This window comes from uncultured Amaricoccus sp., from assembly GCF_937891315.1.
GTDB lineage: Bacteria > Pseudomonadota > Alphaproteobacteria > Rhodobacterales > Rhodobacteraceae > Amaricoccus.
Map to the genome: position 1 here is coordinate 1 of NZ_CALAGI010000005.1, position 12,018 is coordinate 12,018.

Sequence of the window (12,018 nt, forward strand, 5' to 3'; positions counted from 1 at the left end):
GAAAATTGAAATCGTGAGCGCCGGTTCCCTTCCCAGGGGAAAGCTTGGGCATTGGGACCAGATGCGTGCGTGCCCTTCCAAGGGGTGCGCGCGCCGGTGGGGGTACAAGGGTGCATGGGGTGCGGGTGTGTTTCATGTCGCCGGCCAGCCTATCACATTATGTCAGCAATGCTTACCTATTTGAGCGGCGCAAAGCCCGCCCCCGCTCCTCTCCCCCATCTTGTAGGGAGAGGCCCTTCGCTTCCTCGGCCCGTATCCACGCGATGCCTTTTATCGGGGGCCAGCCGCTCTCCCCTGCGCTTCACACGCAGCCCGGTCGCAGGAGCCATCCCCGGTTCCGGTCCCCGATCCATCAGCCGTGGCCTAGGTCGGTGGGTTCAATCGTCGCGTTTCTGAGCGGGACCAGAAGGAGCCGTGCCCGCTCGGGGTGGGGGTAGTGATTGGTTCCCCGGGCCGTCATTTCCCGCTGAATTCGCTCAGCGGTCAGAAGCTATGGCGATTGGAGGGATATGCCCGGCAAGCCGGTATGCTCCGATGAATGAAGCTCCCCGCCCCGTGCCAAAGACGCGGAGAGCGGGGTGGTTCAGTCCTCGATGAGGATCAGATCGTCGTCCTGCGCGAACAGCTCAGAGACGAGCCGCCGCATCAGCGCGAGCTGCTTCGGGGTGGGGTTCCAGCCCTTGCGCCTCGACTGGGCGCGAATGCTCCGTGCAAAGTCGCGCGCCCAATCGTTCTTCGCGGCCCGTGCGATGGTCGGGAGCCAGTGCAAGCACTCGTCCACGCTCCGCTCGCCGATCTCGGGAAAGGTCTCGCGCTTCATGCCGCGATCCTCCCCACATGGGCGAGAAACGCGGTCTGGCGCGCCGGCCGCATCCGATCGAACGCGGCCAAGGCATAGGCGTCAAGCTCGCTCGGAGATGTGAAATCAGCCCACTGGCGCGCTTCCGCCAGGAAGCTGTTGAATGGAGGAACGGGTCCATGCCCTCGCACCTGAGCGAAGACATGATCTGCGAAGTGGACGGCTTCCCAATCGGTGAGCGCGTGCCACGCCGTGAGGATCGCAATCGCGCGCTCCGCCGGGGTGGACGGCTGATCCGGCGAAGTGGTAAGATCGCATCCGTTGAGTGATACTTCGATTTCGGCCCCGGTTGCGCCCGCCAGCGCGCCGGGGTTTTCGTTTGCATGCTCCGCTGTTAGGTTCGCCACCGGCGCATCTTCGCTAGCGGAATCAGAGGGGGATTTTTCGTCGTTCGCCAGTCCAACCAATTGATAAGGTTGTCTTGCGGCTATCCCTCCGGGCCTACCATGGTTGTTGATCTGTCGCGTCCTTTCAGTCGCGCGATGGTCGATTTCCCGGCTGAGATGTTGCCAGGAATTTCCGCGGCCTGATCCTTGGCTCGCGCAAGGTCATGGGCCGCGCTGTGAAGCGCCGCCCGAGTGATGGATTTGTGCCCGGGTCGGGACAGGATGCCGTGAGGCGGAACCGCGGTCTCGGCCAGTCGCCGCGCTGTTGCCCTTCGCAGTCCGTGGCACGCCGGTCGCCGCCACATCCGGCCCGAGATCAGAGCATGAAGTCCGAGGTCGACACCCCTCCCCGAAGACACCGCGGATCCGAAGCCATGGCCAGCGCGGGCGTTCGGCCGCGAACCTGACGCATAAACAGACCTTCGCGCCCAAAAAAGCACCAGTCGCCACGCTCGTGCCGCGCCAGCACGCTATCAGGGCAGGATCAATGTTGCAGTCGCGAGGAGAACGCCCCCTAGTCATTCCGCATACAGCGCGGTTGGTCCAACGAAGGACCGCCGCCTTGGCCTCGTCGAGAGAGGTTCCGGCAACGTTGCCACGTCCTGGTCCGAAGTGGGCCTGGCAGCGATTGCGTTGGAGTTCTCCGAATGGCGTCCAGGACCGTCAAGAGCGTCTGCCCGTATTGCGGAGTCGGTTGCGGAGTGCTGCTCACCGTCGAGAATGATCGCATCGTCAAGGTGGCGGGCGACAAGTCTCATCCGACGAACTTCGGGCGCCTCTGCACCAAGGGCAGCACCTGCGGCCGGCCGGTCGCCGCCGATGGCCGCGCCGACCATGCCTATGCGCGTTTCGGCGGCGCCCGCGATCAGGGGCCGATCGCGATGGACGAGGCGATCGCCAGAGTGGCGGGCGGGTTGCGGCGGATCATCGACCGGGACGGACCCGACGCGGTCTCGCTCTACGTATCGGGGCAGATGTCGATCGAGGCCCAGTACCTCGCCAACAAGCTCTGCAAGGGTTTCATCGGCACCAACAACATCGAGTCGAACTCACGGCTGTGCATGGCGAGCGCCGCCAGCGGCTACAAGCTGTCGATCGGCGCCGATGGCCCGCCGGGATCGTATCAGGATTTCGACCGGGCGGATCTGTTCTTCGTGATCGGCGCGAACATGGCCGATTGCCACCCGATCCTGTTTCTGCGGATGATGGACAGGGTGAAGGCCGGAGCGAAGCTGATCGTCGTCGATCCGCGCCGCAACGCCACCGCGGACAAGGCCGATCTCTTTCTGCGGATCCGGCCGGGCACCGACCTGATGCTGCTGAACGGCTTGCTGCGCCTGCTGCTGGCGAATGGCCATGTCGACGAGGCCTTTGTCGCGGCGCACACGCAAGGCTGGGAGGTGATGCCCGGCTTTCTCTCGGACTATCCGCCCGAATTGGTGGCCGCCGCCACCGGCCTCGCGGAGGCCGACATCCGCGCGGCCGCGGCCTGGATCGGCGAAGCATCGGAGTGGATGTCCTGCTGGACCATGGGCCTGAACCAGAGCACCCACGGAACCTGGAATACCAACGCGATCTGCAACCTGCATCTGGCGACCGGCGCCATCTGCCGGCCCGGCAGCGGGCCCTTCTCGCTGACCGGTCAGCCGAACGCGATGGGTGGGCGCGAGATGGGCTACATGGGGCCGGGGCTGCCCGGCCAGCGCACGACGGCGAGCGCGGATGACCGGGCCTTCGTCGAGGCGATCTGGGGTCTGCCCGCGGGCACCTTGCGTACCGAGACCGGCGGCGGAACCGTGGCGATGTTCGAGGAAATGGCCGCCGGTCGGATCAAGGCCTGCTGGATCATCTGCACCAATCCGGTCGCGAGCGTCCCGAACCGCGAGACGGTGATCGCGGGGCTGGAGGCGGCGGAGCTCGTCATCGCGCAGGACGTGTTTCTCGACACCGAAACCAATGTCTACGCCGACATCATCCTGCCGGGTGCCCTCTGGGCCGAGGCGGAAGGGGTGATGGTCAACAGCGAACGCAACATGACGCTGATGGCGAAGGCGGTGGATCCGCCGGGCGATGCGATGGCGGACTGGGAGATCATCGCCCGCGTCGCGACGGCCATGGGTTATGGCGCGGGCTTCGACTATGCCAGCGCCGCGGAGGTCTTCGACGAGATCCGGCTCTTCTGGAACCCCCGCACCGGCTATGACCTCCGCGGGGCGAGCCATGCGCGCCTGCGCGAGACGCCGTTGCAATGGCCTTGCCCGCCCGATGCGCCCGGCGACCGCAACCCGATACGCTACCGCGACGGCCGAGTCAGCCAGACCGAATCGCGGGCCGAGGACGGGACTGTGCCCCGGCTCGTCTTTCCGACGACGAGCGGGCGAGCCCATTTTCTGCCGCGTCCGCACATGGACCCGGCCGAGATGCCGGACGCGGACTTTCCACTGATCCTGAATACCGGTCGCCTGCAGCACCAGTGGCATACGCTGACCAAGACCGGCAAGGTCGCCACGCTCAACAAGCTCAATCCCGGTCCCTTCGTCGAGATCCACCCCGAGGATGCCACCGCCCTCGGTATCGACGCGGGCTGCCAGGTCGAGATCCGCTCGCGGCGGGGCAGGGCGGTCCTGCCCGCGGTAGTGACAGACCGGGTGCGGCCCGGCGCCTGCTTCGCACCATTTCACTGGAACGATGTGTTCGGCGAGAATCTCGCGATCAACGCCGTGACCAGCGACGCGGTCGATCCGCTGTCGCTGCAACCCGAATTCAAGTTCAGCGCCGTCGCCCTGGCCCGCGTCCATGACGCCGCGCCGACCGATGCGCGGCTCCACCGGACGAGCGAGGACGATCCCATGCAGCCCCAGTCCATTTCCTCCGCGCGGAACGCCTTCTCCGACCTCGCGCGGTTCCTCGGCCTTCCCGATCTCGCCGCGCCGCCATTGGCACCGACCGAGAAGACCTATCTCGCGGGCTTCATCGCCGGCGTCTCCGGCGAAGAGGCGGGGCGGTCGATGGGGGTTCCGATGCTGCCTCCCGGCGCACCGCTCGATGCCTCCACCCGGCTCTTCATCGACGGGCTGATGGCCGGTCTCTATTCGCGCACGCCGCCGCCTCCCGTCGGCGCGCCGGCTCCCGGGGCCGCAGTCGCCGAGGCGCCGTCCGCCGCGGCGGAGCACGAGGTTCTCATCCTCTGGGCGACGCAGACCGGGAATGCCGAGGAGATGGCGCAACGTTGCGCCGATCGGATCGGCCAGGCCGGGTTCGAGGCCAAGTCGCTGGCCATGGAAGATGCGAGCCTGGGCGATCTCGCCGCGGCGCGCGACGCGCTGTTCCTGACGAGCACCTTCGGCGATGGCGATCCACCCGACAATGGCGCGGCCTTCTGGTCGGCGATCGGCGCCGAGGATGCGCCCCGGCTTGAAAGCTTGCGTTACGCGGTGCTGGCTTTTGGCGATTCCAGCTACGACGAGTTCTGCGGCTTCGGCCGCAAGCTCGACGCGCGCCTCGCCGATCTCGGGGCGTTGCGCCTCGCCGACCGCGCGGATTGCGAGCCGGACTTCGAGGAGACGGCGGCGGCCTGGCTGGCCCAGGTCCTCGCCGGGCTTCCGGCGGACGGACCGGCTCCCGAATCCGGGGGCGAAAAGCCCGAGGGGCTGGCGCGAATGACCCGCCCCGAGGCGGTGACCGCCGCACGCGTCCCCGCGGCGGCCTGGTCGCGCAAGAACCCCGCGCCGGCGCGTCTGGTGCAGAACCGGCTGCTGAGCGCCGCGGGCTCGGGCAAGGAAGTGCGCCAGATCGGCTTTGACATAGGCGAGGCCGGCCTCACCTACGCCGCGGGCGACGCGCTCGGGGTCTGGCCGACCAATTGTCCCGGTCTGGTCACGGAAATTCTCGCGCTGTCGGGGCTGTCGGCAGAGACCCCGGTCAGCGTGGCGGGCACGGGCGAGATGCCGGTCGCCGAAGCGCTGTCGCGGCATTTCGAGATCGCCCGGCCGCCCCGCGGCCTGCTCGATCTCGTGGCGGCGCGCGCCCCGGAGACAGCCCTCGCGCCGCTGCTCGCCGCCGAACGAAAACCCGAACTCGAACGTTGGCTCCACGGCCGTCAGGTCGCCGATGTGTTGCGGGCAACGGGCCCGCGCCTCACGGCCTCCGAGCTTCTCGGGGCGCTGCGGCCATTGCAGCCCCGGTTCTATTCGATCTCTTCGAGCCCGTGCGCCAATCCCGATCGGGTGCAACTCACCATGGCCACGGTGCGCTATGCCTGCGAAGGACGTGCGCGCAAGGGGGTCTGTTCGAGCTTCCTCGCCGATCGGGCGGAAGCCGGGCACGTGCCGCTGTTCATCCAGCACTCGCCGCATTTCCGCCCGCCCCCCGACCCGGACGCGGCGATGATCATGGTCGGCCCCGGCACGGGCATCGCGCCATTTCGGGCCTTCCTGCACGAGCGCCGCGCCTCGGGCGCGCGCGGTCGCAACTGGCTTTTCTTCGGCGAGCAGCATCGGGCGAGCGATTTCTACTATCGCGAAGAAATCGAGGAATGGCGCGCGGACGGCCATCTGGGCCGGCTCTCCCTCGCCTTTTCGCGGGATCAGGCGGACAAGCTCTATGTCCAGCACCGTATGCGGGAGGAAGGAGCCGACCTCTGGCAGTGGCTTGACGACGGTGCCTACTTCTACATCTGCGGCGACGCGAGCCGCATGGCCAAGGATGTAGAGGCGGCGCTGCTCGACGTGGTGGCCGAACATGGCGGCATGAAGGCCGAGGATGCCGCCGCCTGGGTCGGACGCATGTCGAAGGACAAGCGTTTTCTCCGCGACGTTTACTGATACCGTCGCTGACACTGGAGTTGGCCTGGATGCCGGAACGGAACAATAGCCACCACGTCACTCACGGCGGCCTTCCACGGGCACGGCCGACCGGATCGCCGTTGTCCCGGCGCTCGCCGCGCGGTCTGCCGCCGGTCGGCGCCAATGAAGGCGGCCGGACGTGAAACTGCGGATCGCACTGGTGGAGCGCGATGCCGAACGCGGCCGGATCATTCTCGACGGACTGCGCGACGCGGGTGCCCATGATGTAACGGTGATCAGCGAGGAGGCCGGTCTGGCACAGCGCCTCGCCAGCCTCGCACCCGATCTGGTACTCGTCGCCCTCGAAGACCCCAGCCGCGACATCATCGAGGCACTGGCGCTGGCCTCCTCGCCGATGGAGCGGCCGGTGGCAATGTTCGTCGACCGCTTCGACGACACGGCGATGCGGGCGGCGATCGAGGCAGGCGTCAGCGCCTATGTCGTCGCGGGACTCGCCCGCGAGCGGGTTCAGTCGGTGCTGGCGACGGCGGTGACCCGCTTTCGCATGGTCGCGCGGCTGCGCGCCGAGCTCGATGCCACCAAGACCGCGCTCGAGGAGCGCAAGACCGTCGACCGTGCGAAGGGCATGCTGATGAAGGCGAGGGGGATTGACGAGGACGCGGCCTATGCGCTGCTGCGCCGCACGGCGATGGGTCAGAGCCGGAAGATCGCCGATGTGGCCCGGGCGCTCATCACCGCCGCGGATCTGCTGAAATGAGCCGACGGATCGACTGCGGCTACGTGCCGCTGCTCGACGCGGCGCCGCTGATCATCGCCGCCGAGATCGGCTTCGCCGCCGAGGAGGGACTCGCGCTCGTGCTCCAGCGAGAGAGATCCTGGGCCGCGCTGCGGGACCGGCTGATCTGGGGACAATATCAGGCCGCGCCGATGCTCGCGCCCGTGGTGGTCGCGCAGACGGCGGGACTCGGGCCGGGCGATACCGCGCTCGATGCGCTGATGGTGCTGTCGGTCAATGGCAGTGTCGTCGGGGTGAGGCCGGCGCTCGCCGAGGCGATGCGCGCGCCATTGATCGACTTTCTCGACGCCGCGGCGATCGGCCGGGCGCTGTTCGGGGTTGCCGAGTCGAGGCTGCGCTTTGGTGTGCCCTTCCCGTTCTCGATGCATGCCGAGCTGGTTACCTACTGGCTCGACGGAATCGGCGTTTCATCCGCGGTGGAACTGACCACCATTCCGCCGCCGCGCATGGCCGCGGCGATCGCCGCGGGCGAGATCGATGCCTTTTGCGTTGGGGAACCCTGGGGCAGCGTCGCAGTCGAAGCCGGCGCGGCCGATCTCATCCTGCCGGGCGCGGCGATCTGGCGTTTCGCGCCTGAAAAGGTGCTGGCGATGACGCGCGCCGGCGTCGAAGCCGCGCCGGACCGCGCCGCGGCGCTGATGCGGGCCTGCTGGCGTGCCTGCCAGTGGATCGCCAACCCGGCGAATGTCATGACGACCGCCGAGATCATGGGGCGGCCCGAGTATCTGAACGTCCCGCCCGAGATCCTGGAACGGCCGTTGCGTGGCCGTCTGGTCGTCAATGCCCGCGGGGATGAGCGGGCCGTGCCGCGCTGCGTCGAGTTTTTCGCAGGCGCGGCGACTTTTCCCTGGCGCAGTCAGGCGACATGGATCGCGGATGCGCTGGCGAGACGTACCGGCGCAGACCGCGCTGCCTTGCGCACGGCCGCGCGATCGGCGTTCCGGTCCGATCTCTACCGCGACGTGCTCGGCCCCGCCGGAGCCGATCTCCCCGGCGCCTCGGAAAAACTGGAAGGAGCCTTGACGGTGCCGACGGCGGTCGCCTCGACGCTGGGCCGGCTGCAACTCGGGTCCGACAGCTTCTTCGATGGCCGGGTATTTGATCCTTCCTTAGGCGACTAGCGCGGAACTCTGCGCATTCACTGAGCATCGGTTTGAATTCGCTTCGCTGGCACCAAAAAACTTCTTGCGGGTGCGAAGGGGCGCGCGCAGAAGTCGGATGACGGCTCAATGGCGAGCCTCAAGAGATCTGCTCCGATGACGGGGCACGCAGGCAAGGCCGCCTGATCCACGCGCGAACCGCGCGTCAGGATCGGCGGCTTTTTCGTTTCCAAGGCCTCGGCTTTCCGACGTTCGGGAGGCCAGCTCCACAGCCATCACAGGACAGCCATGTCGCGCCATCTCCTTCTCGCGGGTTCCGCCCTCGGACTGTTTTTCTCCGCCGCTCACGCCGAGGTGCTGGCCGTCGAGAAGGACGAGCTGACGCTGGGTTTCATCAAGCTCACCGACATGGCGCCCCTCGCCATCGCGGCGGAAAAGGGCTTCTTCGAGGACGAGGGGCTCTATGTCACGCTGGAGCCTCAGGCCAACTGGAAGGTTCTGCTCGACCGGGTGATCTCGGGCGAGCTCGATGGCGCCCACATGCTGGCCGGCCAGCCCCTGGCGGCGACCATCGGCTACGGCACCAAGGCGCATATCGTCACACCCTTTTCCATGGACCTGAACGGCAACGCCATCACCGTGTCCAACGCGGTCTGGGAGGCGATGAAGCCGGGAATCGCGACCGGTCCCGACGGCAAGCCGATTCATCCGATCTCGGCCACCGCGTTGAAGCCGGTGATCGAGGCGGCGCGGGCGGAGGGCAAGGCCTTCGGCATGGGCATGGTCTTTCCGGTCTCCACCCACAACTACGAGCTGCGCTACTGGCTGGCCGCGGGCGGGATCGAGCCGGGCTTCTATTCCCCTGATGACACCTCCGGTCAGATCGACGCGGATCTGCTCATCTCCGTCACGCCACCGCCGCAGATGCCCGCCACCCTCGAGGCGGGCACGATTTCCGGCTATTCGGTGGGAGAGCCGTGGAACCAGGCGGCGGTGTTCAAGGGCATCGGCGTGCCGGTCATCACCGACACGCAGATCTTCGCGAACAACCCCGAAAAGGTCTTCGGCTTGACCGAGGCTTTCGTCGAGGCGAACCCGAACACCACACTGGCGCTGACCAAGGCGCTGATCCGCGCGGTCGAGTGGCTCGACGCCGACAACGGTGCCAACCGGGCGGAGGCGGTGGAGATCCTGTCGCGCTCCGAATATGTCGGCGCGGACGAGGAGGTCATCGCCAATTCGATGACCGGCACCTTCGAATTCGAAAAGGGCGACAAGCGGCCCGCCGCGGATTTCAACATCTTCTTCCGCGAGAACGCGAGCTATCCGTTCTATTCGGACGCGGTCTGGACGCTGACCCAGATGCGCCGCTGGGGCCAGATCCCCGAGGGCCGGACGGACGCCTGGTACGACGAGACGGCGAAGTCGGTCTACAAGCCGGAAATCTACGAGCAGGCCGCCAGGATGCTCGTAGAGGAAGGCCTGGCCCGGGCCGATGACTTCCCCTTCGGAACCGACGGCTACAAGCCCCCGAGCGCGGCCTTCATCGACGGCGTCGAATACGACGGTCGCGGCCCCAACGCCTATCTCGAAAAGCTGTCGATCGGGCTGAAGGACGGCCAGACCGTCACCAACGCCGGCGTGCGGGGCTGAGGAGAAACCGATGACCATGACCCTCGACGCCGATCTTGTCGCCGAGGCGCGCCGTGCCCGGCGCGTCGCCCGCGCCGCGCGGATTGCTCGCACCCTCGATACCGTCGGTCTGGGCTTTCTGTCGCCGCTGGCCAAGGCCGCGGCCGGCGACGATCCGTCCGGCAATATCAAGAGCTTCGCCCGCCTCGTTGGCATCCCGCTTTTCGCGATCGCCGCCTTTCTCGTCGCCTGGGGCGTGCTGGCGCCCCCGGTGCAGACCTCGCTCGGCGCCCTGCCGGGACCGGCCGCGGTCTGGGAGCAGGCCGTCGTCCTGCATGAGGACTACGTCCGCGAGGGCGAGAAGCGCGCCGCCTTCTACGAACGCCAGGACAAGCGCAATGCCGAACTCACCGCCGCCGGGCGGGCCGACGAGGTGAAGGTCCGCGACTATACCGGCAAGCCCACCTTCTACGCCCAGATCTGGACCTCGATCCGGACGGTGCTCTTCGGTTTTGCCATCGCCACCTTCATCGCCGTGCCGGTGGGAATAGTCAGTGGCCTGTCGCCTTCGGTGAACCTCGGACTGACCCCGCTCATCCAGATCTTCAAGCCGGTCTCGCCGCTCGCCTGGCTGCCCATCGTCACCATGGTGGTCTCCGCCGTCTACAGGTCCGAGAATCCCGCGTTCTCCAAGAGCTTCCTCGTCTCGGCGATCACTGTGACGCTCTGCTCGCTGTGGCCGACGCTCATCAACACCGGCCTCGGGGTCGCCTCGATCGACAAGGACCTGCTGAACGTCAGCCGGGTGCTGAGGCTCTCGACCTGGACCAAGATCACCAAGCTGGTGCTGCCCTCGGCGCTGCCGCTGATCTTCACCGGCCTGCGCCTGTCGCTCGGCGTCGGCTGGATGGTGCTGATCGCGGCCGAGATGCTGGCGCAGAACCCGGGCCTCGGCAAGTTCGTCTGGGACGAGTTCCAGAACGGGTCGTCCGATAGCCTCGCCCGCATCATGGTCGCGGTGCTGACCATCGGCATCATCGGCTTCCTTCTCGACCGGATCATGTTCGCGATCCAGTCGGCGGTCTCCATCACAGCGGAGAGGTAGGTACCCCATGGCGATCCTCGAACTCAGAAACGTCACCAAGAGCCACGGCCACGGACACCCGCCGATCCTGAAGGACATCAGCCTCTCGATCGAATCCGGGCAGTTCGTGGCGATCCTCGGCTTCTCGGGCACCGGGAAGACCACGCTCATCAATCTCGTCGCGGGCCTCGCCACCCCCGACACCGGCTCGGTCACCTTCAAGGGAGCGCCGATCGCCGAACCCTCTCCGGAGCGCGCGCTGGTCTTTCAGTCCTACGCGCTGATGCCCTGGCTCTCGGTCGCCGACAACATCGGCCTCGCCGTCGACGCCGTGCACAAGGGCAGGTCGCGGGCCGAGCGCGCGGTCATCACCGACCGCTACATCGCGATGGTGGGTCTCGACCACGCCCGCGACCGCAGGCCTCCCGAATTGTCGGGCGGCATGCGTCAGCGCGTCTCGGTCGCCCGCGCGCTGGCCATGGAGCCCGAGATGCTTCTCATGGACGAGCCGCTCTCGGCGCTGGACGCGCTGACCCGGGCAAATCTCGCCGACGAGATCGAACGGATCTGGGAAGCGGAATGCCGTACCGTGCTGATGATCACCAACGACGTGGACGAGGCGCTGATCCTCGCCGACCGCGTGCTGGTTCTGAATCCGGACGGCACCATGGGTCCGGATGTGAAGGTCACCCTGACGCGGCCCCGCGACCGAATGGCGTTGAACGAGAACCCGGTCTTCAAGGGCCTGCGTACGCAGATCACCCAGTATCTGATGGACGTCGGCATCGCCGCCAAGGCGCCCTCGGTGCGCCAGCTGCCGGTGGTGACGCCGCGCCACGCGCTGCCCCCGGCCTACGCCAGGGCGGCGCAGGTGGTGACGGACGAGCGCTACCTGCAATTCTCGCAGCTCTACAAGACCTACGCCACGCCCAAGGGTCCGCTGACGGTTGTCCGCGATTTCAACCTGACCATGCGGCGCGGCGAATTCATCTCGGTGATCGGGCATTCCGGCTGCGGCAAGTCCACGGTCCTGACCATGGCGGCCGGGCTCAACGGCATTTCCTCCGGCGCGGTCGTGCTCGACGGCCGGCTACTTCGCCGAGCACTCGACGCCGCTGCGCTATCTGGAGTCGAGCATCGACCTCCTGTCGGGCGCGCCGCTCCGTCATCCGCCCGCGCCCCTGCGCGGCGTCGACGTCACCGCCGTGATCGACCCCAGCGCGACGATCGTCGAGCCCGTGCGCATCGGCCCGGGCGCGGTGATCGGCGCGGGTGCCACCGTCGGGCCGCATGCCGTCGTCGGCACCAACGCCACCGTCGAGCCCGGCGCGCACCTCACGCGCACCGTGGTCTGGG

The 12,018-nt window shown here is 67.5% G+C and carries 7 protein-coding genes and 2 pseudogenes; 7 read left to right on the forward strand and 2 right to left on the reverse strand.

Translation table 11 applies throughout. The features are described 5' to 3' along the window. Positions 1 to 583: 583 nt before the first annotated feature. Together Q0480_RS00375 and Q0480_RS00380 are read right to left on the reverse strand one after the other, a co-directional pair. Positions 584 to 820: a hypothetical protein gene (locus tag Q0480_RS00375; protein ID WP_299129586.1), complete on the reverse strand. Its 237-nt coding sequence runs from the start codon at positions 818 to 820 to the stop codon at positions 584 to 586. Continuing rightward, complete coding sequence (locus tag Q0480_RS00380) at positions 817 to 1,206, reverse strand: hypothetical protein (RefSeq protein WP_299129589.1); 390 nt, start codon at positions 1,204 to 1,206, stop codon at positions 817 to 819. The genes Q0480_RS00375 and Q0480_RS00380 overlap by 4 nt, the downstream gene beginning before the upstream one ends. Before the next feature lie 686 nt (positions 1,207 to 1,892). Between Q0480_RS00380 and Q0480_RS00385 the strand changes: the two genes are divergently transcribed. The 7 genes and pseudogenes from Q0480_RS00385 to Q0480_RS17920 form a co-directional block, all read left to right on the forward strand. Further along, the gene (locus Q0480_RS00385) at positions 1,893 to 6,068 is read left to right on the forward strand and encodes a bifunctional nitrate reductase/sulfite reductase flavoprotein subunit alpha (RefSeq protein WP_299129591.1); all 4,176 of its coding nucleotides are present in this window, start codon (positions 1,893 to 1,895) and stop codon (positions 6,066 to 6,068) included. A 160-nt stretch (positions 6,069 to 6,228) separates the two neighbouring features. Continuing rightward, on the forward strand, positions 6,229 to 6,807 hold the full coding sequence (locus Q0480_RS00390) for an ANTAR domain-containing protein (protein ID WP_299129594.1): 579 nt from the start codon (positions 6,229 to 6,231) through the stop codon (positions 6,805 to 6,807). Beyond that, entirely contained in the window at positions 6,804 to 7,967 is a 1,164-nt protein-coding gene (locus Q0480_RS00395; protein WP_299129596.1) for a CmpA/NrtA family ABC transporter substrate-binding protein, read from the forward strand. The genes Q0480_RS00390 and Q0480_RS00395 overlap by 4 nt, the downstream gene beginning before the upstream one ends. A 267-nt stretch (positions 7,968 to 8,234) precedes the next feature. Continuing rightward, entirely contained in the window at positions 8,235 to 9,599 is a 1,365-nt protein-coding gene (locus tag Q0480_RS00400; protein ID WP_299129599.1) for a CmpA/NrtA family ABC transporter substrate-binding protein, read from the forward strand. A 10-nt stretch (positions 9,600 to 9,609) separates the two neighbouring features. Next, a complete protein-coding gene (locus Q0480_RS00405; RefSeq protein ID WP_299129601.1) occupies positions 9,610 to 10,683 on the forward strand; it encodes an ABC transporter permease in 1,074 nt (357 codons plus the stop codon). Between the two features lie 7 nt (positions 10,684 to 10,690). Further along, positions 10,691 to 11,749, forward strand: a pseudogene (locus Q0480_RS00410) (ATP-binding cassette domain-containing protein); the annotation flags it as partial. Between the two features lie 151 nt (positions 11,750 to 11,900). Further along, positions 11,901 to 12,018, forward strand: a pseudogene (locus Q0480_RS17920) (hypothetical protein); the annotation flags it as partial.

Coding starts and splice junctions, on each gene's coding strand:
- Q0480_RS00395 (WP_299129596.1), top strand. CDS start 6,804: ATGAGCCGACGGATCGACTGCGGCTACGTGCCGCTGCTCGACGCGGCG.
- Q0480_RS00405 (WP_299129601.1), top strand. CDS start 9,610: ATGACCATGACCCTCGACGCCGATCTTGTCGCCGAGGCGCGCCGTGCC.
- Q0480_RS00375 (WP_299129586.1), bottom strand. CDS start 820: ATGAAGCGCGAGACCTTTCCCGAGATCGGCGAGCGGAGCGTGGACGAG.
- Q0480_RS00385 (WP_299129591.1), top strand. CDS start 1,893: ATGGCGTCCAGGACCGTCAAGAGCGTCTGCCCGTATTGCGGAGTCGGT.
- Q0480_RS00400 (WP_299129599.1), top strand. CDS start 8,235: ATGTCGCGCCATCTCCTTCTCGCGGGTTCCGCCCTCGGACTGTTTTTC.